This is a genomic window from Herminiimonas arsenitoxidans, assembly GCF_900130075.1.
Taxonomy (GTDB): Bacteria; Pseudomonadota; Gammaproteobacteria; order Burkholderiales; family Burkholderiaceae_D; genus Oxalicibacterium; species Oxalicibacterium arsenitoxidans.
In genome coordinates this window covers 167,370-190,059 of sequence record NZ_LT671418.1, presented here as the reverse complement: position 1 = coordinate 190,059, position 22,690 = coordinate 167,370, and the positions used below count along the sequence as shown (strand labels likewise).

The following is a 22,690-nucleotide window of genomic DNA, read 5'->3' as shown; positions in this document are numbered from 1 at the left end:
TAGCTAGATTTAAGCGACGTCCAAGGCCTGACGGAAATCTTCCACCAGATCGACGGTATCTTCGATACCTATCGATACGCGTATCAGCGATTCTGCAATGCCCATGCTGGCGCGACGTTCCGCACCCATTTCATAAAAAATGGTGTGCGCGACCGGAATCACCAGCGTGCGGGTATCACCCAGATTGCTGGCAGACACACCCAGTTGCAAGCGATTCAGATAATCGAAGCAATCGATACCATCCTTCAACTCGAAGCTGAACAAGCTGCCATAAGCACGGAATAATTCAGTCGAAATCGCGTGCTGTGGATGCGATTTCAAACCTGGGTAATACACCGCTGCCACACGTTCATCAGCTTCCAGCATTTGCGCTACTGCCAGTGCATTTGCGCATTCACGATCCAGGCGCAGCGCCATCGTTTCAGCACCAACAGCCAGATGATGTGCTGCTTCCGGTCCTAATGAACCACCAAAATCACGCAAGGCTTTGGCACGTATTTGCGCCATGCCCCATTGCGCTGTTGGATAGCGCTTATAGGTTTCCAGAATATTCGGGAAACGCGACCAATCATACAGCCCCGTATCCGTCAGGCTACCGCCCAGTGCATTGCCGTGCCCGCCTATCGATTTGGTCAGTGCATTGATGACGATGCTGGCACCAACTGCTTTTGGACGGAACAAATACGGCGAAGTCATCGTGTTATCGACGATATAGACAATACCGCGCTCCGCGCATAACTTGCCGATGCGCGCCAGATCCGCGACTTGAGTACGCGGATTGGCTATGGTTTCAACAAAGACGATGCGTGTATTTGGCTGGATCGCGGCTTCAACGTTCTTGACATCAGTCGCATCAACCATCGCGATCTGTACGCCCTGCCCGCCTACGGTTTGCCACAAGCTATTGGTATTGCCGAACAGAAAAGCCGACGAAACAACGTGATCGCCTTCGCGTAACAGAGCCTGCACCACAGCGCCAATCGCGGCCATGCCGGTAGCGAAGCAAATCGTCGACAAGCCATCTTCCATCTTGTTGACTTTGTCTTCCAGCGCAGCAACTGTCGGATTGCCTTGGCGGCCGTAACGATAACCTGGCTGTTTGCCTTGGAATACCGTCGCCAGCTCGCGTGCATCGTTATAGCCGAAGGTTACAGAGGTGTGGATAGGTTTGTGCAACGAACCATGCTCAATCGCTTTCTGGCGATCGCTGTGCAAAGTAGTCGTGGTAAAGCCGTATTTTTTGGAGTCAGTCATGGTGGCCCAGAAAAAATGCCTGAACGCACACTTGCGTGTACAGATCAGGCATGGCTACAGCGTCAATTAAATTAAACTTAATCGACCTGTGCCAGATTCAAATTCAATTGCGAACGCACAGCGTCGTCCACTTCCGGTTTCGGATTATTACGAGCAAATTCAATACGATCCAGGTAATCGCGCGAAATATCGCCAGTCACATAAATACCGTCAAAGCAGGAAGCTTCCAGGCTCTTCAACGCTGGATTGATATCGGAGATGGAACTCTTCAATGCTTCGATGTCCTGATAGATCAAGGCATCAGCGGTAATTTCACGGCAAACTTCTTCCGTAGTGCGACCGTAAGCGATCAATTCAGCACGGGTAGGCATATCGATGCCGTACACGTTAGGGAATTTAACCGGTGGTGCTGCAGAAGCGAAAATCACTTTCTTCGCGCCAGCTTCACGCGCCATCTGTACGATTTCGCGGCTGGTAGTACCACGGACGATGGAGTCATCGACCAGCAATACATTCTTGCCTTTGAACTCGGAACCAATCGCATTCAGTTTCTGACGTACCGACTTGCTACGGATAGCTTGTCCTGGCATCAGGAAGGTGCGACCGATATAACGGTTCTTGATGAAACCTTCGCGGTATTCGATATTGAGCTTGTGCGCCAATTCCATCGCAGCTGGACGCGATGAATCCGGAATCGGCATCACTACATCAATGTCGCCCAAAGGCATTTCACGTTTGATTTTATCGGCCAGGTACTCGCCCATTTTCAGGCGTGTTGCATAGACCGAAGCACCATCGATGATGGAATCAGGACGGGCGAAATAAACGAACTCGAACGCGCATGGATTCAGCGTAGGATTTTCTGCACATTGCTGGTTGTAGAGCTTGCCATCGATATCAATGAAAATCGCTTCGCCCGGCAATACATCGCGCAGGAAACGGAAGCCCAAACCTTCAAGCGCTACCGATTCGCTGGCAACCAGATATTCGGTACCTTTATCAGTTTCATTGAAGCCGATGCACAAAGGACGAATGCCGAACGGATCACGGAATGCCAGCAAACCGTAACCGGCGATTTGCGCCGTCACTGCATACGAACCGCGTACGCGTTTGTGCACCATCGCTACTGCCTTGAAAATCGCAGCAGGATCGAGCGAGTAACCGGTCGTCGCTTGCTGGATTTCATGTGCCAGCACGTTCAACAGGACTTCCGAATCGGAAGTGGTGTTGATGTGGCGACGATCGTTCTTGAACATCTCGATTTTGAGCTGTTCCCAGTTCGTCAGATTACCGTTGTGCGCCATGATGATGCCGAACGGTGCATTGACGTAAAACGGTTGCGCTTCGTCTGCGCTGGATGAACCAGCAGTCGGATAACGGACTTGGCCTACGCCCGAATTGCCGAACAGCGAACGCATATTGCGAGTGCGGAAGACATCCCGTACCAGACCGTTTGCTTTGTGCATACTGAATGTATTGCCGTTATCGGTTGCGATACCGGCTGCATCCTGACCGCGATGCTGCAAGAGCAGCAGCGCGTCATAAATCAATTGATTTACAGGGGTGTGAGAAACAACGCCAACAATGCCACACATGGTGGACTCCTCAACTAGAACAAATTAAAACTGCGAGTTCATCCGATACGGATCGGATGAATCAAAACTGTATATGCCGAACAAAGTCGCCCGGCAGGAAAGGAATGACCGTACGCGCGGCAGTTTCTGCCAACGGACTAAACAATGCTTCTTTCCAAAAACTCTGTTCGGGTATCGCCGTCATGCCGCACAAAAGTACAGCTGCCAGCACAATCACCAAACCACGCGCCAAACCGAACAAACCACCCAAGCCACGATCCACCAGGGTTAAGCCGGTCGCCTTGACTACTTCATTCAACGCCATGGTCAGCAAGCCCATCAGGATGCGTACACCGATGAACAAGACAATAAATCCTACGATCAAGCGTGTCGTGTTGCCTGGCAGCATATCCGGCAATAGTGCCGCCAACTCTTCGCCGTATGCGTTGGCAACCACAAACGCCACTATCCAGCTCAACAGGGACAGAATTTCTTTGACCAATCCCCGCAAGGTACTGATCACGACAGAACAGATCAGTACAAATAAAACCAGATAATCAAAAATCGTCACAGGCGATCTGCTTTAACACCCGGCTGCATATCAGGCCGGGAACGATTTACCGCTCAAACCGAGCTTGATCAGTTTGGCACGCGTTTTCTCGGCTTCTGCTTCGTTCGCGAATGGACCTATGCGTACACGAATGCGCTCACCTGACGCTGTTGCCACTTTCTGCGTATATGACTTCAAACCTGCTGCGTGCAGCTTTTTCTGCAATTCATTGACCTTGTCCTGCGATGCCAGTGCGGCGACCTGCAAAACCACCTTGCCAGAAGCATGAGGAGCGGCGGCGGAAGCAACTGGTTTCCCTTCCAAAATCGCACGGGCACGCGCCGCATCATCGGATTTGCTTACCGTTGGAGCATGCGTAGTTGCTTTTGGTTCGGAAGACTCCGGTTTTACCACGGCAACCTGCGGTTTTTTCTCCGGTTCAGCTACTTTGACGTCTGCTTTCGGCGTCTCGACTTTAGCCACTTCGGCTGGTGCGGCCGGCGTAGGCTCGATAATCTCTTCTTCCGCACTCAGCGCATTACTTGCTGCTGCTTCGCTGCTTGCTTTCGGTACCAAGCCCGATTTGGCTTGTGCAGCCGGTGCCGGCGTATCTTTGGATGGAATTTGAATATTGATATCGTCAGCCAAAGGCTTAGGCTCGGAATCCAGAATCATCGGCAAACCGATGATGGCCGCCAGTACCAAGGCAACGGCACCAACCAGACGTCGACGCGCACGTTTCTTTTCTGGCAAGACCGGATCGACCGGCGCTTCGCGTTTGTTACCCTGCCCGCGCTTGCTGCGCGTACTAGGTTTTTCCTCGTCAGCCTGCGAATAAAAATCGCTCTTGCCGACCGATGATTCCTGCTGATTTTTACGAAAAAACGAGAACAAGCCCATACGATGTAGTGTGAAGTTCGTCAGTGATGTTCGGAGTTACGGAATTCCATGACGCCAGCAACTGTCAGGAAGGATCCGAAAACCGCAATTCTATCATTCTCCCCCGCTCGGCTGAGTGCATTTGCAAAAGCATCTGCAGGCGAAGTGAATGTTTGGATGCTGCGTTCGGTATCTGTTGCACTTGGCTCTTCGCCATAAGCATGCAATAGCTTTTCCTTGATATCAGCGGCCGTTGCAGCACGTGGCAATGGCAAATCAGTGACGCACCAGTGATCAATACGCCCTTTCAGATGAGCAATCACACCGTCGATATCCTTGTCCTGCATCGCGCCAAAGACCGCGTAGGTATAGGGATGAAAGCTCATATTGTCGAGATTCTGCGCCAAAGTCGCAGCGGCATGCGGATTATGCGCCACATCCAGAATGATCACAGGACGGCCCGGCAAAACCTGAAAACGGCCCGGCAGATCGACTACAGCCAAGCCTGTACGCACTTCTTGCGCACCGACAGGCAGACGCAAGCGCAAGGCTTCCAGTGCTGCCAAAACGGATGATGCGTTCAGCAACTGGTTCGCGCCACGCAAGCTTGGATAACCCAGTGAATTGCGACGATGGCCGCGTCCGCTGAAGTTCCACTGCTGTTTGTCGCCTGAATAATTGAAATCACGATTGAACAACCACAAGTCGGCACCGATTTCCTCGGCGTGTTCGACTAGGGATGCAGGAGGTACCGGATCACCGCAAATCGCGGTTTTGCCAGGACGGAAAATACCTGCCTTCTCGAAACCGATTTTTTCGCGTGTATCACCCAGATACTCGGTGTGATCGATATCGACGCTGGTCACGATAGACACATCCGCATCCAATACATTGACCGCATCCAGACGACCACCCAGACCTACTTCAAAAATCACGGCATCCAGCTTGGTATCGGCAAACAACTGCATCGCTGCCAGCGTAGTGAATTCAAAATACGATAAAGACACATCTGCACGTACCGCATCGAGCTTATCGAAAGCGGCAATTAACTCTGCATCGCCTACCGACTGCCCGTTGATACGCATGCGCTCATTGAAATGCAGCAAATGCGGCGAAGTATATAAACCAACACGATAACCAGCGCGCAACAATATCGATTCCAGCATGGCGCAAGTCGAACCTTTGCCGTTGGTGCCACCGACAATAATCACTGGGCACGCGAACTGGATCGCCATCGCGTCTTTAACCTGCCGTACGCGATCCAAACCCATATCGATGGCTTTCGGATGCATTGTTTCCAGGCGGGCAAGCCAATCAGCTAAGGTTGTTGGATGGTTTTCCATGCAAATTGATCGTATTGAATAACTGTAGAGAAACAGTATGTGACGGCGAAACCGCAAATAAAAAGCCCGAACCGCACAAGGTTCGGGCTTCTGTACCGATGCCGGATAATCAGGCTAGAACTTCAGCCGCCTGATTTTGCAACAATGCCAACAGACGTGCGATTTCTTCACGCATTTTGCGACGATCGACAATCATGTCGACTGCGCCTTTAGTCACGAGGAACTCAGCGCGCTGGAAGCCTTCTGGCAACTTTTCACGCACAGTGTTCTCGATCACGCGCGGACCGGCAAAACCGATCAGAGCTTTTGGTTCCGCAATCACGACGTCGCCCATGAAAGCGAAGGAAGCAGATACGCCACCCATGGTCGGATCAGTCAGCACCGAAATAAACGGCAATTTCTTTTCCGACAACTTGGTCAGCATCGAAGTTGTTTTTGCCATTTGCATCAATGACAACAAGCCTTCTTGCATACGCGCACCACCGGTAGCGGTAATGCAGATGAACGGTACTTTTTGCTCCAGCGCGGTTTGCGCGCCACGGGCAAAACGCTCACCGACGACCGAACCCATGGAACCGCCCATGAATTCAAACTCGAAGCAGGCTACAACGACCGGCAAGCTCATGATAGAGCCGCCAAGCACGATCAGTGCATCGGTTTCGCCAGTGGCTTCCAGCGCCGATTTCAGGCGATCTGGGTACTTTTTGCTGTCTTTGAATTTAAGTGTATCGACTGGCAACACTTCCTGACCGATGTCGTAACGACCACCTGCATCCAGCAGAGCGTCGAGGCGATCACGTGCGCGTATGCGCATGTGGTGATCACATTTAGGACAAACGTGGATATTCGATTCCAGATCCGTGCGGTACAAGACCGACTCACAGGATGGGCATTTGACCCACAAACCTTCAGGTATCGATTTGCGTTGTGCAGCGTCGGAACGCTGAATACGTGGGGGAAGTAACTTTTCTAGCCAACTCATCGTGACCTCTTTCAATTTTGTACTGGCCGAATTGTACCGTTTGCACGGCAATTCGCCACAATTACGTGTAGGGCAGTATTTTACTTGCCTAACAGGACATTTTCACCTTATTCGTCTAAAGCCTTGCGGATGCCGGCAATAAACGTTTGCACTCCTTCAACAGCTTGCTCACGTGGGCTGTTTTCCAATTCCTGAATAATCCGGCTGCCGATGACAACTGCATCAGATACTGCGGCCACTGCCTTGGCCGTTGCCGCATCGCGGATGCCGAAGCCGACGCCGATAGGCAATTTCACATATTTACGGATCGCCGCGATACGTTCTGCGACTTCTTGGGTATCGATATTGCCGGCGCCAGTAACACCTTTCAGCGAGACGTAGTAGCTAAAGCCGCTACCAAATTGTGCAACTTGCTGGATGCGTTCTTCAGTCGAAGTCGGCGACAACAGGAAAATAGGATCCATGTCATTTGCCTTCAGGGTAGCGGCGAACTCTTCGCATTCTTCCGGCGGGTAATCTACGACGATCGTGCCATCCACACCTGCTGCCTTGGCCGCTAGAACAAATTTGGTTTGCCCCATGCGTTCGATCGGGTTGGCGTAACCCATCAGGACTACCGGCGTCGTTGTATTGGTCTTGCGGAATTCGCTGACAAAGCCAAGCACGTCATGCATGCTGACGTTGAACTTGAGCGCACGCTCGCAAGCACGTTGAATCACAGGGCCTTCTGCCATCGGATCAGAAAAAGGCACGCCTAATTCAAGAATGTCGGCGCCGCCTGCAACCAGCGCATGCATCAAAGGCACGGTCAACTCCGGTGCCGGATCGCCTGCGGTGATGAAAGGAATCAGACCTTTTTTGTTCTTTGCCGCCAATGCAGCCAAAGTGGATTGAATTCTGGACATGAAGATACTTTATAAATTTTCTAAGCTACGTTGAGCTGAGTACATTTCAATCTACTGAAAATCGCTTCTATGCCATTCAGCACAGGAAGCGATTTTCTCGTCGTGCAAGATCAATCGAATTTCAAACCCATGCGCTGCGCTACCGTATGCATATCTTTATCGCCACGACCGGAGAGATTAGCCAGCACGACCTTATCTTTCGGCAAGGTCGCAGCCAATTTGGCGGCATAGCTCAAGGCATGACTGGATTCCAGCGCCGGAATGATGCCTTCGATATGGCAGCAATCGTGGAAAGCCTGCAGCGCTTCGTCGTCAGTAATCGATACATACTGCGCGCGACCAGAATCCTTCAGCCATGCGTGTTCTGGCCCGACACCCGGATAATCGAGGCCGGCAGAAATCGAATGCGTCTCGATGATCTGGCCGTTTTCATCTTGCAGCAAATAGGTACGATTGCCATGCAACACGCCAGGTGAACCAGCGGTCAATGATGCGGAATGCTTACCTGTTTCCAGTCCTTCACCGGCAGCTTCTACACCGACCAATTGCACGTTCTTGTGCTCGATGTATGGGTAAAAAATCCCCATTGCGTTCGAACCACCACCGATACAAGCAACCACGTAGTCAGGCTGACGACTGGTCATTTCCGGCATTTGTTCTATGCACTCATTACCGATTACCGATTGGAAGTCGCGCACCATCATTGGGTAAGGATGCGGGCCTGCCACTGTACCGATGATGTAGAAAGTGTTTTCGATATTTGTCACCCAGTCGCGCATCGCTTCGTTCAACGCATCCTTCAACGTCTTGGAACCGGATTCAACTGGTACAACTGTCGCGCCGAGCAGCTTCATGCGGTAGACGTTTTGCGCCTGGCGCTTGACGTCTTCGCTACCCATGTAGACCACACACTCCAAGCCGAAGCGTGCACAAATCGTCGCCGTCGCCACACCATGCTGACCAGCACCGGTTTCCGCGATGATGCGCTTCTTGCCCATGCGACGTGCCAGCAATGCCTGGCCGATCACGTTGTTGATCTTGTGCGCACCAGTGTGATTCAAGTCTTCACGCTTGAAGTAAATCTGCGCGCCGCCCATTTGTTCGGACCAGCGTTTGGCGTGATAAATCGGACTTGGGCGACCGACAAAATGCTTCAGGTCGTAATGGAATTCTGCGAGGAAGGCTGGATCTTTGCTGTAATGCGCATACGCATCTTTCAGCTCGGCCAGCGCTTGACTCAAGGTTTCGGCAACAAAGCTGCCACCATATTGGCCAAAGTGACCTTTGGCATCCGGCAAATTGTATGGCGCAGTCTGATGCAAAGCGCTTTCTGCAATTGCTTGTCGCTCGGCAAAACTGCCCAGCACGTCTAATTCTTTCATGGCTTTTCTCTTTACTATTTTGTCTGATCTGGCGCGGCGGCATCTGCTGCTCGCACCGCGGCGATAAAGGCGCGTATTTTTGCTGCGTCCTTGATGCCCTTGTCTTGTTCGACACCACTACTGATGTCGACAGCGTAAGGACGTACGCGTAGAACCGCGTCAGTCGCGTTTTGTGCGCTCAAGCCACCACTTAAAACGACCCGAGGCGCGATATTTTCGGGAATGAGAGACCAATCGAAGACCTTTCCGCTGCCGCCATAGCTGTCTACAAAGGCATCCAGCAACAAGCCGATGAACAATGTACTGGCGGCGCGATAATCAGACTCGTATTTTAGCAAATCGGCTGCCTGCATATCTGCTTTTACGCGAATTGCACGTATGAAGGGGCGATTCACCGCACTAGCGATGGCAGCGCAATCGGCTGGTGTTTCATCACCGTGGAATTGCAACAAGGAAATAGGTGCCTGCGCAACTACCGCCCGCACCTCTTCTACCGTCGCATTCACGAACAAACCGACTGCGCTGACAAAAGGTGGAATCTGCGCAATCAAGTGGCCAGCCGCAGCCGCAGCTATGAAGCGCGGACTCTTCGGATAGAACACAAAACCGACCGCATCTGCGCCGGCCTCAACCGCGCTACGCACATCTTGAGGGCGCGTAAGGCCACATATTTTGATTCGGGTACGATGTGTCATTGTTAATGTGTCATTGTTCAATTAAAAATTGGTTGGCATAGCGGCATCAGTGCCGTTGTCACGACCACAAGAAGTTCTGCACTTCCAGCTGCGGCAAGGCCCATTTTGGATCGTAATCGATTTTGGCCAAATACAAACCGTCCGGCATAAAAGTCGGTGCCGCAAACTTGCGCTCGCGCCCATCCAACAATTCCTTCAGCCATTCCGGCTGTTGCGAACCATTACCAACATAAATGAGGGAACCAACAATGTTACGCACCATGTGATGCAGGAATGCGTTCGCATGCAGGGTAAACATAATCAGGTCGCCGCGCTGCTCTATCTTGATCGAGTACATGCTTTTGACTGGCGATTTGGCCTGACATTGCACGGAGCGGAAAGTCGAAAAATCGTGCTCGCCCAATAAGTGAGTTGCGGCCTCACGCATACGCTCGACATCCAGCTTGCGAAATACCCAGCCCGCCTTACCTTCCAGCAACGGCGAACGCACCGGATTGTTGTACAGCACGTATTGATACATACGCGAACGCGCGCTAAAACGTGCATGGAAATTATCCTGAGCGTCCGGATTGTGAGCGACTTCAGTCGCCCAGCGTATCGCGATCGACGGCGGCAGAAAAGTATTCACACCACGTACCCAGGACGACATATCGCGCTCCAGCGTAGTGTCGAAATGCACCACCTGCTCCAAACCATGCACACCAGCATCAGTGCGGCCAGCACAGACGGTAGAGATGTTTTGCAGAGTAAATTTATTCAGGGCGAATTCCAGCCTGTCCTGCACGGTCAAGCCGTTCAGCTGTGTCTGCCAGCCCTGCCACGGCGTACCGTCATACTGTACGCCAAGCACGATGCGTTTGGATTCGCCATTCATGGTGAGAATTTACCGGAAAAATCAAAACTGAAATGAAAACGGGCGCAAGCATAGCATTGCGCCCGTTGATCAACCATATTTAGTACGTCAGGAAAGCTTGCTGAGCAGATGCTTCGCTTTCTCTGATTGTTCGCCGTTACCGCCTTTGACAACTTCCTCCAGCAGCTCGCGTGCACCTTCTTTGTCGCCGATTTCCTGATAAGCAATCGCCAGATCAAGCTTGGTCGCCATTTCCGCGTTGCTGGTGTAGCTCTCTTCATCGCCCAGGCTATCCAACGCTGGCAAGGCTTCTACTTCATGCGCAGACGATGTTTCTTGCGGATCCAATTCAAGTGCGATGTCGGAGAGATCGAACTCAGGCAATGCAGTCGGCGTTGTAGCGCTATGCAAATGAGCAACATCCTGCTCAGGGAAATCCAGATCAATATCTTCCGGCAGCAGAATTTCAGGTGCTGGCGTAAAGGCCAGCGTGTTCGATTCTTTTTCTTCTTCGAAGAAGGAAAGACCGGTATCTTCTTTTGCCGCAGGTGTTACAGATTGATCACCCAGGAAATCGAAATCAATGGCGGCAACATCTTCCGGCAAATCAGTTTGTGCTGAAGCATCTGCGCCTGATTTTTTGATCGGGCTTTCAATATCCAAACCTTCCAGATCGAAATCCAGATCTTCCACAGTAGCCTTAGGCTCTACTTCTGGCACTGACGCTTCTTCAGCCGAAGAATTGCTGCTATCGAAATAAGCCGCAGTTCCCAATGCTGCTGCCGCAGCAGCGACTGGCGCAATTGCACCCAGACCATCATGCTCATTCAGCTGCTGTGTCGGCGCCGTCAATGCGGATGCTTTCGCAGCGACTTCTTCCGGCAGTGCACCATTGGCATACAAAGGATTGCTCGGATCAAGGATCAGACCAAGCGTAGCGGCCTGCGCCCACTCATCGCCCTCGCCTTTGGTCATGCTATACAACTCGCTAGCCAGGATTTCAAACGAACGTACGTCGTTGCGACTGGAATAGATTTCCAGCAATTTAACGCGTACCGCGTGACGATCCGGCTGGTTGCGCAACGCTTCTTTCAGGATTTCTTCTGCCTGTGCATCACGACCATAAGCGATATAAACATCTGCTTCGGCAATCGGATCAACTTCGTTGGTATCCAACTGGCTAGCAGAAGGAACAAAGTTGGAGTTGAATACGCTGTTATTGGTATCAACACTCTGTCCACCAGTCGAACCAAACAAGGAATTTGTTTTCAGACTGGAATCCGTGATGCTGTCTTCAAACGATTTTGGCGCTTGCTTGCGACGACGGGAGCTATAGATTCCCAAACCGGCAAGTAATGCCAGCAATGCAGCCGCACCCGGCAAGAACATCGCATTATTCGTCAAATCTTCGAAGAAGCTAGGCTGCGGTGGAGGCGGTGGGACAACGACTGGTTTTGGCTTAACTGCAGCAACTGGAGGAACAACGGCCGGCTCGACTGCTGCAGGCGCTTCAGGTTTCACTTCCACTGCTGGTGGCGTCACAGCTGCTGTATCAGGCGCCGCTGCAACCGGTTCAGCCGGAGTGACTGCTGCAGGCGCTGGTGTCGCTACAGGCACAGCTTTCGTTGCGGCTTCTGCTTGTTTCTGTTGTGCCGCTAAATCCTTGTTTTTGATTTCAAGAATTTGCTGCAACTCATTGACGTTCTTTTCAAGCTCTTTGACGCGTGCATTGGCATCAGCTATCGCTTTGTCTTTTGCGATCAGCTCTTCCGCACCGGCCTGATTGACCAACTTGTCGGAAGCTGCCGTCGATGCGGCACCTGATTTCGACAGTTTCAGCTTGTCTTTGGATTCTGCGGCGGCCGCCGAATCTTCTTGAATACGCGTAGTAATTTTGCCGCCAGCGGTTTGCTTGACGTCATCCGATTTTTTCGCAGCGGCGGTGGCGACTTGTCCAGCCAACTTGTTGCGATAAGCATTGAAGTCAGCAGCTTGCGCAATGACTACGCCTTTTGCTTCGGATTGCTTGATCCCTTGGGCAGTATCTGCCTCTGGCACAGACAAAATATGCCCGGCACGCAAGCGATTCATATTCTTGTCGATAAAGGCTTCAGGATTGGCGCGATACAGCGCAACCAGCATTTGATCGAGCGATACGCCACTTGGTCGATACTGACTCGCAATTTTTGCCAGCGTATCGCCTTTTTTCACAACATATTCGTCTGTCGGCGCTGCCTCTGGTTTAGGTGCTGCCACGGTGCGCTGTGGCTTGGCCGCTGCACGCGGTGCCGGATTTTCACGTATCGGCGCTGCTACAGGCTCAGGCTTGCTTTCTGGCTGTTGCCTTGCAACTGGCGGCAATGGCTGAGCAATAACGATGGGGGCGACCTGTGCTGGTTGCGCAGAGCGCATTTCCGGCGGATCCAGCAAAAAAGTGTATTCGCGGACTAAACGGCCATTGTTACCGCCCAACTCCAGCAGCATATCGACGAATGGCTCGTTGATTGGTTGCGTCGAAGTAACACGCACAACCGGCTGACCGCCACGTTGCTCGACTGCAAAACGCAGTGAGAATAGGCTAGGATTGAATTCAATATTGGCTTGGCGGAAAGCATCGGCCGAAGCAAGTTTGGGAGCCAGAGAGGCAAGCTCATCAGGCGATACCGAGGTTAACTCAATCTCAGCCCGCAGTGGCTGGCCCAGAGACGACATGACAGTCAGTTTCCCCAAACCTGCTGCATACGTATTCGATAACACGACAGCGGAGATGACCGCAGCACTCAGTGTTTTCAGTTTGAACAAGGGGAATCTAGAGCTGGGATTTGACCGCATTTTGAGTGGCATGGAGAGTATTCCGTTGGCGTACGTTGAGGACCACAAGCAACGCTTATCTATCGTTTTTCTGAGAACTTTCACCATAGCATCATGGACTTACGTGCGCAAGCGCAACCATCTTGGCAACTAATTTAAAACCCGCCAATCACCCATTTAACAAGGTGATTTGGCGGGTTTATGTTGCGATCTGACAACGATAATGCAGTATTACTTACCCAAAATGATGCGCAACATGCGACGCAACGGCTCTGCCGCGCCCCACAGCAATTGATCGCCGATCACGAAGGCCGAGATATATTCAGGACCTTGATTCAGTTTACGTACACGACCAACACCAATTTCCAGACCACCAGTGATAGCAGCCGGAGTCAATTCCTTGACCGTTACAGCACGCTCATTCGGCACCCATTTAACCCATGGGTTAGCGGAACGGATGATGGATTCGATCTCAGCCAAAGGCACATCGCGCTTGAGTTTGATCGTCAATGCGAGGCTGTGGCAACGCATTGCACCGATACGCACGCACAAACCGTCAACCGGAATGATTTGGGTATTGCCAAGAATCTTGTTAACTTCTGCCTGGCCTTTCCACTCTTCTTTCGACTGACCGTTTTCCAACTGTGCATCGATCCATGGGATCAAACCGCCAGCCAGCGGCGCACCGAAGAACTCGGTTGGTACATCTTTACGTATCGACTCCGCCACTTTGCGATCGATATCGAGAATCGCCGACGAAGGAGTCGCCAGTTCATTCGCAACTGCACCGTGCACAACGCCCATACCGCTCAACAGCTCACGCATGTGGTTTGCACCACCGCCCGAAGCTGCCTGGTAAGTCATGGAGCTGACCCACTCAACCAGACCTTCTTTGAACAAGCCGCCTACACCCATCAACAGGATGGAGTTGGTGCAATTGCCGCCGATGTAGTTTTTAACGCCACGACCCATTGCATCCTGGATCACGTTTTGATTGACCGGATCAAGCACGATAACCGCATCGTCCTTCATACGCAGCGTCGATGCTGCATCGATCCAGTAACCATCCCAGCCCGCTGCACGCAGTTTCGGGAAAATCTCGGTGGTGTAGTCGCCGCCTTGGCAGGTAATGATGATGTCGCACTTCTTCAGCGCATCAATATCGTTGGCATCTTGCAGCGTGGTTTCTTTCTTGGCCATCGCAGGCGCTTTACCGCCTTTGTTCGATGTCGTAAAGAAAATAGGTTCGATATGATCGAAATCGCTCTCTTCTTGCATGCGTTGCATCAAGACCGATCCGACCATTCCACGCCAACCGACTAAGCCAACAACTTTCATCATCATTTCCTTCGTTCAGGGCACTTGCAGTCACCCTATTTATCAAATTGATTGCGGCTTATTGACTGCTGCCGCTCTTTTTTATTTAAGCCAGAGCCTTAACTACGGCATCGCCCATCTGTGTGGTACCAACCTTGGTCGTGCCTGCCTCGTAAATATCGGCAGTACGCAAACCTTGTTTCAACACAGATTTAACAGCCGCTTCGATACGATCAGCTTGTTCCGTTTTAGCCAATGAGTAACGCAGCATCATGGCCAGTGACAGAATTTGTGCCAATGGATTAGCCATATCCTTACCAGCGATGTCAGGTGCAGAACCGTGCGATGGCTCGTACAAGCCTTTGTTGTTTGCATCCAGCGAAGCTGAAGGCAACATGCCGATCGAGCCGGTCAACATTGCCGCTGCATCGGACAGGATGTCACCGAACATATTGCCAGTCACAACGACGTCGAATTCTTTTGGTGCGCGCACCAATTGCATCGCTGCGTTATCGACATACATGTGGTCGAGTTTGACGTCTTTGTATTCCTTGTGCACGTCGGTCACAACATCACGCCAGAACTGGAATGTTTCCAGCACGTTGGCTTTATCAACGCTGGTCAGACGCTTGCTACGTTTTTGCGCAGCCTGGAATGCTACGTGTGCGATACGACGAATTTCAGGTTCGCTGTAACGCATGGTGTCGAAACCTTCGCGCGAACCTTTGAACGGACCGTCCGGCGCTTCACGCATACCGCGCGGTTGGCCGAAGTAAATATCACCGGTCAATTCACGCACGATCATGATGTCGAGACCAGAAACGATTTCCGGCTTCAACGATGACGCGCCTGCCAGTTCCGGATACAGAATCGCAGGACGGAAATTGGCGAACAAACCCAAATGCTTACGCAGGCCGAGAATCGCTTGCTCAGGACGCAGCGAGCGCTCCAGTGTGTCGTATTTGAAATCGCCTACGGCGCCGAACAAAATCGCATCTGCTTCTTTCGCAACCTTCAAGGTCGACTCTGGCAATGGATGGCCTTGCTCTGCATACGCAGCGCCGCCGACTGCTACTGTTTCGGTTTCAAACTTTTCACCCAAGGCGTTCATCACCTTGACTGCTTGATTCATGATTTCCGGACCAATGCCGTCGCCCGGCAGAATTGCGATTTTCATTTGATGACTTCGAGAAAGATTAAAAAAGGATTACGTTATGCCTGGTTCGCGCTTTAGATCGTGTTCGACAACCACGGTTGTGCGGCCAGATGGCGCTCTTCATAAGCACGGATCTTGTCTGCCTTTTGCAAGGTCAGGCCGATATCGTCAAAGCCATTCAACAGGCAATATTTGCGGAAGGCGTCGATTTCAAACGGATAAGTCACGCTGCCGCTGCTGGTGCCGATGATCTGTTTTTCCAGATCGATGACCAGATGGAAGCCAGGGAATGCTTTGACTTCATTAAACAGATGATCAACTTGTGCTTCCGTCAGAGCAACTGGCAACAAACCGTTTTTATAGCAGTTGTTGAAGAAGATATCGGCGAAGCTAGGCGCTACTACAGCGCGAAAGCCGTATTGGCTCAAGGCCCACGGTGCATGCTCACGGGATGAGCCGCAACCAAAATTTTTGCGTGCCAACAAAATCTGCGCACCTTGATAGCGCGGGTGGTTCAACACGAAATCAGGGTTCAATGGGCGACGGGAATTATCCTGCCCAGGCTCGCCATGATCCAGATAACGCCATTCATCGAACAAGTTCGGACCAAAACCGGTGCGCTTGATCGATTTCAAGAACTGTTTTGGAATGATGGCATCGGTATCGACGTTTGCACGATCCAGCGGTGCAACCAAACCATCAAGAATAGTAAATTTATCCATGCTATCCAACTATTAAGACGTATTGCAGAAACGATTTACTGCAACACGATTTACTACTTTATAAAACGTACGTCGGCAAATGAAGTACGAACATTCACGCCATCACTTGGCGGCTTTGTTTTGTATCTTGTCGCCCAGATGTTCGACGTCCTTACCAAAACCATTCATCGTGTTGCAACCTGCCAGCAGATAAACCGATGTAATCAGCAAAAAGAATGAAATAGCTTTCTTCATAATGTCCTCAATGTTTCAAAGCACGAACGTCGACGAAGTGACCCTCAATACCGGCAGCGGCAGCCATTGCAGGGCTGACCAGATGGGTACGTCCACCCGCACCTTGACGACCTTCGAAGTTACGGTTTGAAGTCGAAGCACAACGCTCACCCGGCTCCAGACGATCTGCATTCATCGCCAGACACATCGAGCAACCTGGCTCGCGCCATTCAAAACCTGCTGCCTTGAAAATCTTGTCCAGACCTTCGCGCTCGGCTTGTTCTTTCACCAAACCGGAACCAGGCACAACCATCGCCAATTTCACGTTCGATGCACGGAACTTGCCGCGCACAACGGCAGCAGCAGCACGCAAATCTTCGATACGCGAGTTGGTGCAGGAACCGATGAAGACTTTATCGATACGGATATCTGTGATCAGCGTATTTGGCTTGAGTGCCATGTACACCAATGCTTTTTCCATACCATCACGTTTGGTTGGATCTTTTTCTTTGTCTGGATCAGGTACGCGACCATCTACCGCCACAACCATTTCAGGCGAAGTGCCCCAGCTGACTTGCGGCTTGATTTCGGCAGCATTCAATGTCACGACCATATCGAACTTGGCACCGACATCGGAATGCAAGGTACGCCAGTACTCGACTGCGCGATCCCAGTGTGGGCCGACCGGCGACAAAGGACGACCTTTGACGTAATTGATAGTGACATCATCAACCGCAACCATACCCGCACGCGCGCCTGCTTCAATCGCCATATTACAGACCGTCATGCGACCTTCCATCGACAGGGAACGTATAGCAGAACCCGCGAATTCGATTGCATAACCAGTACCGCCAGCGGTACCGATCTTACCGATAATCGCCAATACGATATCTTTTGCTGTTACGCCATCCGGCAATACGCCGTCGACTTGTACCAGCATTGCTTTTGATTTTTGTGCCAACAGAGTTTGCGTCGCCAATACGTGCTCGACTTCCGAGGTACCGATGCCATGTGCCAATGCGCCAAACGCACCATGCGTAGACGTATGAGAATCACCGCACACAACCGTCATCCCCGGCAAAGTTGCACCTTGTTCAGGGCCGATGACGTGCACGATGCCTTGGCGCTTGTCACGCATGCTGAAATAGGTCAAACCGTATTCATGCGCATTGCCATCCAGCGTTTCCACTTGCAGGCGCGATGTAGGATCTGCGATGCCTTGCGAACGGTCAGTGGTTGGCACATTGTGATCCGCCACCATCAGGTTGGCAGAAACGCGCCATGGGCGACGACCAGCCAGCTTCAAGCCTTCAAATGCTTGAGGACTGGTCACTTCATGCAGCAAATGACGATCGATGTAGAGCACAGTGGTGCCATCGTCGCCGGTTTCGACGACGTGCGATTGCCAAAGTTTATCGTAGAGCGTTTGGGCCATGTTTCGTGTGTAAAAGTAAGTCAGTAAAGACTGATGAGGTAGCTCTCGATTATGCCATATTTGTGCCGTTTCATTGCACGAAGCGGCATTGGATGACCTCCAGAAAGCTGGCTATCTATCTAAAAAGATGAGGACGACGGCCTTGAATACAACATCTTGCCGTCTTGTCACTTATTTCTTTGCCTGCAGGTAAAGCGGCATGACACGTTCGGAATATGCCGTCAAATCGCGGCTGCGATCGGAACTGGATGGATGAGTAGACAGGAAGGTAGGCGTTGAACTGGCAGAAACCTTGCCCATTTTTTGCCATAGGGTGACAGCGGCACGCGGGTCATAACCGGCACGTGCAGCCAACTCAACGCCCATCCTGTCCGCTTCCGTTTCGTGACTGCGCGAATTAGGCAAGCCCACAAGACCCATATAAGCGTATTGCGCACTCTGCTGCCCCAGATCGCCCATTCCCAACAAAATTGAACCGATCGAAATCACGCTACCGGCTACTCTTTGCTCCGATGCACGCTCGCGAGCGTGTTCCCGCAATGCGTGGGCAATCTCATGCCCCAATACGGCAGCCAGCTCGTCGTCAGTGACATCCAGCTTTTCAATCAAACCGGTATAGACGGCAATTTTTCCGCCGGGCATGCACCAGGCATTCACTTCCGGCGAGGTCAGTACATTGACTTCCCACTGCCAACGCTGTGCGTCTGGACGAAAAACCGATGTTTGTGCAATCAATCGATTGGAAATGCTACGCACCCGTGCCACCTGCGCTGGATTGCGATTCAGAGTGTTTTTTTGTTTTTGCTCTGCAATCAAGGTGCCATATTGCTTGCTTGCAGACTGATCCAGCTCTTGGGCTGAAATCATCATTCTTTGCTGCCTGTCGATGCCCACGACCCCGCTTTGCGTGGTTTGCACAGTCTCACACGCTGATAGCAGAAACATGGTCGACATGAGTGCTACCGACGACAAAATAGGATACCGGCGAACTGGCTTCATTTTTTCTCCATCAAAAAATGATCGCTGCACAGAGCATGCAGCGATGGCAGATTAACGACTTGCAGGAATCGGCGGCGGTGTAACCGACACATCGCCACATTGCGCGCGATTACGCAGAGCATGATCCATCAGCACCAGTGCCAGCATGGACTCGGCAATCGGGGTTGCACGTATGCCAACGCAAGGGTCGTGTCGACCCAAGGTTTCCACCATGACCGGATTGCCAGCCTTGTCGATCGAATGACGTGCGGTACGGATACTCGAAGTCGGCTTGATCGCAATCGATGCAGTGATGTTCTGACCAGTGGAAATCCCACCCAGAATCCCGCCTGAATGATTGGTAGCAAAGCCTTCCGGCGTCAGTTCGTCACCATGTTCAGTGCCCTTTTGCGCTACCGATTTGAAGCCAGCGCCTATCTCTACGCCCTTCACTGCATTAATACCCATCAGGGCAAATGCAATTTCTGCATCCAGCTTGTCGTAAATCGGCTCGCCCAAACCAATCGGGACGTTTTCAGCCACGACATCGATACGCGCGCCGCAGGAATCCCCGTTTTTACGCAAGTCATCCATATACGCTTCCAGCTGCGGCAGGATGCTCGCGTTAGCAGAAAAGAATGGATTCTCAGCCACATGACGCCAGTCTTCAAATGGAATTTCGATATCGCCCAACTGGCTCATGCAACCTTTAAAGGTTGTGCCGTATTTTTCAAACAACCATTTCTTGGCGATCGCACCGGCACCGACCACAGGCGCGGTCAAGCGCGCGGAAGAACGACCGCCGCCACGTGGATCGCGGATGCCGTATTTATGCCAATAGGTGTAGTCAGCATGGCCAGGACGGAAGGTTTCAGTGATATTGCCGTAGTCCTTGCTGCGCTGGTCTTCATTGCGGATCAGCAGGGCAATCGGCGTACCTGTGGTCTTGCCTTGGTACACGCCGGACAGGATTTCTACCGTATCGGATTCCTGACGCTGGGTTACATGGCGCGAAGTACCCGGTTTGCGGCGGTCCAATTCAGGCTGAATGTCGGCTTCTGACAACACCATGCCGGGTGGGCAACCGTCGATCACGCAGCCGATTGCCGGGCCATGGGATTCCCCAAAAGTGGTGACAGTAAAGAGTGTTCCAAAAGTATTACCGGACATGATTTGATGGTTATAAGCTAAATAAAGTAGTCATTCTACCAGTGCACAGAAAACAAATAGTTCAAGAAAAATCATTGCCTGATGACAAATCGATGTGCAATATACGGATTCCAAATCAGAATAACCAATCTCGGAGAAGGCACCATATGGGCAAGTTGGTCAGCCATAGCGAGGATGACCTTGTATTTCTGGACGAAACGGTGCGCGTGTCCGGTGACGGTAAGTTAGGTGCAAGCAGCGACGTATGGCAGGTCATGATCATCGACGATGATGCTGACGTCCATTCGGCGACCACTTTTGCACTCAGCAACGTTGAAATACAAAATCGACCTCTGGCGTTTTTGCATGCCTATTCTGCAGAGCAAGCCAGAGAAATTCTGGCAAAAGAGCCGCATATTGCGGTTATTTTGCTTGATGTCGTCATGGAGCAGCAGGATGAAGGCCTGCAATTGGTGCATTACATACGCGATGTATTACACCGCGCAGAAGTCCGCATTATCCTCCGCACCGGCCAACCTGGTTACGCTCCTGAAATCGACGCGATTCAACAGTTCGATATCAACGATTACAAAACCAAATCTGAACTGACCCGCATCAAGCTGTACACCGTTGTCACAGCCGCAATTCGCTCCTACGAACAAATCTGCACCATCAACTCAAGCAGCAGCGGCCTGGATATGATCCTGCGCGCCAGTACAGAGCTGATGGCGTTACAAACGTTTGAAGAATTCACCACTGGCGTAATAACCCAAATTGCTCGCCTGCTTAGCCTGCCGCCTGACGGTTTGTTTTGCATACAGGAGCAGCTCCATAACCAGGAAAATGCCTTATTCATCGTCGCCGCCGCAGGAAAATACAGCGACTTGATCAATCATCCGCTGTCCTCCATCGAAGATGCGAGTATCGACAAGACCTTAACCCGCGCCCTGCACGAAAAACGCAATATCTATGGCCGTGAATTTACCGCCCTGCACTTCACCGGCAATGCATTTAGAAATTTTGCAGCCTTCTTCAGAACCGAGCGACCGTTAAACGATATCGAACTACGCTTGCTGGAGGTTTTCTGTAGCAATATTTCAGTTGGTCTTGCCAACATTTCGCTCGTTACACGTCTACACAATTCCGCTTTCTACGATTCGCTGACCAAACTGCCGAATCGCACACGCCTCAAAGAAATCATCGACGAGAATTTAATCTCGACCAAAAACCAGCCAACCACGCTGGCACTGATCGACATTGATCATTTCGCAGAAACCAATGACACGCTCGGCCATCAATTCGGCGATCTGCTATTGCTTGCCGTAGCAACACGCTTGCAATCACGTCTGGGCGATAGATTGATTGTGGCGCGCGTCGGTGGCGACACCTTTGGCGTATTGGGCGACGACATTCAAGTCAACCCTGCCGCTGTGCTTGCTCAGTTTGAACGTCCATTCAGCATCGACGGACAAGATGTACAACTCTCTGCAACCGTCGGCCTGGTTCGTTTGTCCGAACATAAAGGTCGTGGTGTAGAAGCGTTGAAAAATGCGCATATCGCGCTCAAGCGTGCCAAGCATCAGCAACGCACCGGACATCTGTATTTCTCCCGCAACATGGGTATCGACATCCGTGAACGCGTCAACATGATGCACGCTTTACGCGCCGCGTTTGAAGAGCGACATTTGTCCGTCGTCTATCAACCGCAAGTCGACATGGCCACGCGCATGCCAGTCGGTGCGGAAGCGCTATTGCGCTGGACGACTGAAGATGGCTCTTCGATTCCGCCTAGCCGCTTTATTCCGATTGCCGAATATTCAGGCTTGATCATCGAACTGGGTGAATGGGTACTGCGCCAAGCTTGCCAGGAACTTGTACGCGTTCAACGCCTGGGCTTTACCGACTTCATGGTCTCGGTCAACGTATCCCAGGTGCAGTTCCGTCATCCGCACTTCCTCAGCATGCTGCGCAATGCATTACACGACACCAATGCTCCGCCGCATTGCATCGAGCTGGAAATCACCGAATCGATGGCGATGGAAGAACCCGATGCCTTGATCAAATTGCTGGATCAAATTACGGCAACCGGCGTCAGCATCGCGATTGATGATTTCGGCACTGGCTTCTCCTCGCTCAGCCACTTACAAAAACTAAGCGTAGATCGTCTCAAGATTGATCGCGCCTTCGTTACAGAAATTACTGATTCGTCACGCGGCAGCAGCATAGCCGAAATGATTATTCAGTTAGGTCGCAATCTGGAACTGGATATCATTGCTGAAGGCGTAGAAGATGAAAGACAGGCAGAGATTCTGACTGCGCTCGGCTGTCCTATGGGCCAAGGTTATCTATTCGCAAAACCCATGACTTCCGACGCACTGCACAGTTGGTTGGGTAATCACAAACAAATCTAGAACGCACAAAAACACTCCATCTCGCGCACAAGGCCGGCTGCTTTCTGTCATCGCCGACCAGCCCAACTCTCCGCCGGACGA

General features: G+C 51.7%; 19 protein-coding genes. 1 reads left to right on the top strand and 18 read right to left on the bottom strand.

Annotation, left to right across the window (positions count from 1 at the left end; genetic code table 11):
• Nucleotides 1-9 precede the first annotated feature (9 nt).
• The 18 genes from BQ6873_RS00885 to aroC form a co-directional block, all read right to left on the bottom strand.
• Nucleotides 10-1,254: a cystathionine gamma-synthase family protein gene (locus tag BQ6873_RS00885; RefSeq protein WP_076590966.1), complete on the bottom strand. Its 1,245-nt coding sequence runs from the start codon at nucleotides 1,252-1,254 to the stop codon at nucleotides 10-12.
• Nucleotides 1,255-1,331: 77 nt separating this feature from the next.
• Nucleotides 1,332-2,849 (bottom strand): amidophosphoribosyltransferase, encoded by a 1,518-nt coding sequence (purF, locus tag BQ6873_RS00880; RefSeq protein WP_076590965.1) that lies wholly within the window; start codon nucleotides 2,847-2,849, stop codon nucleotides 1,332-1,334.
• 61 nt (nucleotides 2,850-2,910) lie between these two features.
• Nucleotides 2,911-3,399, bottom strand: coding sequence for a CvpA family protein (locus BQ6873_RS00875; protein WP_076590964.1), 489 nt, complete (start codon nucleotides 3,397-3,399; stop codon nucleotides 2,911-2,913).
• 30 nt (nucleotides 3,400-3,429) lie between these two features.
• Entirely contained in the window at nucleotides 3,430-4,278 is an 849-nt protein-coding gene (locus BQ6873_RS00870) for an SPOR domain-containing protein (RefSeq protein ID WP_076590963.1), read from the bottom strand.
• A 20-nt stretch (nucleotides 4,279-4,298) separates the two neighbouring features.
• Nucleotides 4,299-5,600: a bifunctional tetrahydrofolate synthase/dihydrofolate synthase gene (folC, locus tag BQ6873_RS00865; protein ID WP_076590962.1), complete on the bottom strand. Its 1,302-nt coding sequence runs from the start codon at nucleotides 5,598-5,600 to the stop codon at nucleotides 4,299-4,301.
• 109 nt (nucleotides 5,601-5,709) lie between these two features.
• On the bottom strand, nucleotides 5,710-6,582 hold the full coding sequence (accD, locus tag BQ6873_RS00860) for an acetyl-CoA carboxylase, carboxyltransferase subunit beta (protein ID WP_076590961.1): 873 nt from the start codon (nucleotides 6,580-6,582) through the stop codon (nucleotides 5,710-5,712).
• Between the two features lie 107 nt (nucleotides 6,583-6,689).
• Nucleotides 6,690-7,487, bottom strand: coding sequence for a tryptophan synthase subunit alpha (trpA, locus tag BQ6873_RS00855; RefSeq protein WP_076590960.1), 798 nt, complete (start codon nucleotides 7,485-7,487; stop codon nucleotides 6,690-6,692).
• A 110-nt stretch (nucleotides 7,488-7,597) separates the two neighbouring features.
• Entirely contained in the window at nucleotides 7,598-8,869 is a 1,272-nt protein-coding gene (gene trpB / locus BQ6873_RS00850; RefSeq protein ID WP_076590959.1) for a tryptophan synthase subunit beta, read from the bottom strand.
• A gap of 14 nt (nucleotides 8,870-8,883) precedes the next feature.
• Nucleotides 8,884-9,564, bottom strand: coding sequence for a phosphoribosylanthranilate isomerase (locus BQ6873_RS00845; RefSeq protein WP_076590958.1), 681 nt, complete (start codon nucleotides 9,562-9,564; stop codon nucleotides 8,884-8,886).
• 58 nt (nucleotides 9,565-9,622) lie between these two features.
• Nucleotides 9,623-10,438: a tRNA pseudouridine(38-40) synthase TruA gene (gene truA, locus BQ6873_RS00840; RefSeq protein WP_076590957.1), complete on the bottom strand. Its 816-nt coding sequence runs from the start codon at nucleotides 10,436-10,438 to the stop codon at nucleotides 9,623-9,625.
• Nucleotides 10,439-10,525: 87 nt separating this feature from the next.
• Nucleotides 10,526-13,219: a FimV/HubP family polar landmark protein gene (locus BQ6873_RS00835; RefSeq protein ID WP_331712972.1), complete on the bottom strand. Its 2,694-nt coding sequence runs from the start codon at nucleotides 13,217-13,219 to the stop codon at nucleotides 10,526-10,528.
• Between the two features lie 240 nt (nucleotides 13,220-13,459).
• Nucleotides 13,460-14,572 carry an aspartate-semialdehyde dehydrogenase gene (asd, locus tag BQ6873_RS00830; RefSeq protein WP_407928001.1) on the bottom strand — a complete coding sequence of 371 codons (1,113 nt, stop codon included), beginning with the start codon at nucleotides 14,570-14,572 and terminating at the stop codon, nucleotides 13,460-13,462.
• Between the two features lie 79 nt (nucleotides 14,573-14,651).
• The gene (leuB, locus tag BQ6873_RS00825; RefSeq protein WP_076590954.1) at nucleotides 14,652-15,722 is read right to left on the bottom strand and encodes a 3-isopropylmalate dehydrogenase; all 1,071 of its coding nucleotides are present in this window, start codon (nucleotides 15,720-15,722) and stop codon (nucleotides 14,652-14,654) included.
• A gap of 53 nt (nucleotides 15,723-15,775) precedes the next feature.
• Entirely contained in the window at nucleotides 15,776-16,423 is a 648-nt protein-coding gene (gene leuD, locus BQ6873_RS00820) for a 3-isopropylmalate dehydratase small subunit (RefSeq protein ID WP_076590953.1), read from the bottom strand.
• A 102-nt stretch (nucleotides 16,424-16,525) separates the two neighbouring features.
• Nucleotides 16,526-16,657, bottom strand: a complete 132-nt coding sequence (locus tag BQ6873_RS00815; protein ID WP_076590952.1) for an entericidin A/B family lipoprotein — start codon at nucleotides 16,655-16,657, stop codon at nucleotides 16,526-16,528.
• A 7-nt stretch (nucleotides 16,658-16,664) separates the two neighbouring features.
• Complete coding sequence (gene leuC, locus BQ6873_RS00810; RefSeq protein ID WP_076590951.1) at nucleotides 16,665-18,071, bottom strand: 3-isopropylmalate dehydratase large subunit; 1,407 nt, start codon at nucleotides 18,069-18,071, stop codon at nucleotides 16,665-16,667.
• A gap of 171 nt (nucleotides 18,072-18,242) precedes the next feature.
• Nucleotides 18,243-19,070, bottom strand: coding sequence for a M48 family metallopeptidase (locus BQ6873_RS00805; RefSeq protein WP_076590950.1), 828 nt, complete (start codon nucleotides 19,068-19,070; stop codon nucleotides 18,243-18,245).
• Nucleotides 19,071-19,121: 51 nt separating this feature from the next.
• Nucleotides 19,122-20,219, bottom strand: coding sequence for a chorismate synthase (gene aroC, locus BQ6873_RS00800; protein ID WP_076590949.1), 1,098 nt, complete (start codon nucleotides 20,217-20,219; stop codon nucleotides 19,122-19,124).
• 146 nt (nucleotides 20,220-20,365) lie between these two features.
• Between aroC and BQ6873_RS00795 the strand changes: the two genes are divergently transcribed.
• Entirely contained in the window at nucleotides 20,366-22,609 is a 2,244-nt protein-coding gene (locus BQ6873_RS00795; protein WP_076590948.1) for a GGDEF/EAL domain-containing response regulator, read from the top strand.
• The last annotated feature ends 81 nt before the right edge of the window (nucleotides 22,610-22,690 follow it).

Excerpts from the sequence above, each read along its gene's own strand:
- BQ6873_RS00885 (WP_076590966.1), bottom strand. The coding sequence starts at position 1,254 with ATGACTGACTCCAAAAAATACGGCTTTACCACGACTACTTTGCACAGC.
- purF (WP_076590965.1), bottom strand. The coding sequence starts at position 2,849 with ATGTGTGGCATTGTTGGCGTTGTTTCTCACACCCCTGTAAATCAATTG.
- BQ6873_RS00870 (WP_076590963.1), bottom strand. The coding sequence starts at position 4,278 with ATGGGCTTGTTCTCGTTTTTTCGTAAAAATCAGCAGGAATCATCGGTC.
- folC (WP_076590962.1), bottom strand. The coding sequence starts at position 5,600 with ATGGAAAACCATCCAACAACCTTAGCTGATTGGCTTGCCCGCCTGGAA.
- accD (WP_076590961.1), bottom strand. The coding sequence starts at position 6,582 with ATGAGTTGGCTAGAAAAGTTACTTCCCCCACGTATTCAGCGTTCCGAC.
- trpA (WP_076590960.1), bottom strand. The coding sequence starts at position 7,487 with ATGTCCAGAATTCAATCCACTTTGGCTGCATTGGCGGCAAAGAACAAA.
- trpB (WP_076590959.1), bottom strand. The coding sequence starts at position 8,869 with ATGAAAGAATTAGACGTGCTGGGCAGTTTTGCCGAGCGACAAGCAATT.
- BQ6873_RS00845 (WP_076590958.1), bottom strand. The coding sequence starts at position 9,564 with ATGACACATCGTACCCGAATCAAAATATGTGGCCTTACGCGCCCTCAA.
- truA (WP_076590957.1), bottom strand. The coding sequence starts at position 10,438 with ATGAATGGCGAATCCAAACGCATCGTGCTTGGCGTACAGTATGACGGT.
- asd (WP_407928001.1), bottom strand. The coding sequence starts at position 14,572 with ATGATGATGAAAGTTGTTGGCTTAGTCGGTTGGCGTGGAATGGTCGGA.
- leuB (WP_076590954.1), bottom strand. The coding sequence starts at position 15,722 with ATGAAAATCGCAATTCTGCCGGGCGACGGCATTGGTCCGGAAATCATG.
- leuD (WP_076590953.1), bottom strand. The coding sequence starts at position 16,423 with ATGGATAAATTTACTATTCTTGATGGTTTGGTTGCACCGCTGGATCGT.
- BQ6873_RS00815 (WP_076590952.1), bottom strand. The coding sequence starts at position 16,657 with ATGAAGAAAGCTATTTCATTCTTTTTGCTGATTACATCGGTTTATCTG.
- leuC (WP_076590951.1), bottom strand. The coding sequence starts at position 18,071 with ATGGCCCAAACGCTCTACGATAAACTTTGGCAATCGCACGTCGTCGAA.
- BQ6873_RS00805 (WP_076590950.1), bottom strand. The coding sequence starts at position 19,070 with ATGAAGCCAGTTCGCCGGTATCCTATTTTGTCGTCGGTAGCACTCATG.
- aroC (WP_076590949.1), bottom strand. The coding sequence starts at position 20,219 with ATGTCCGGTAATACTTTTGGAACACTCTTTACTGTCACCACTTTTGGG.
- BQ6873_RS00795 (WP_076590948.1), top strand. The coding sequence starts at position 20,366 with ATGGGCAAGTTGGTCAGCCATAGCGAGGATGACCTTGTATTTCTGGAC.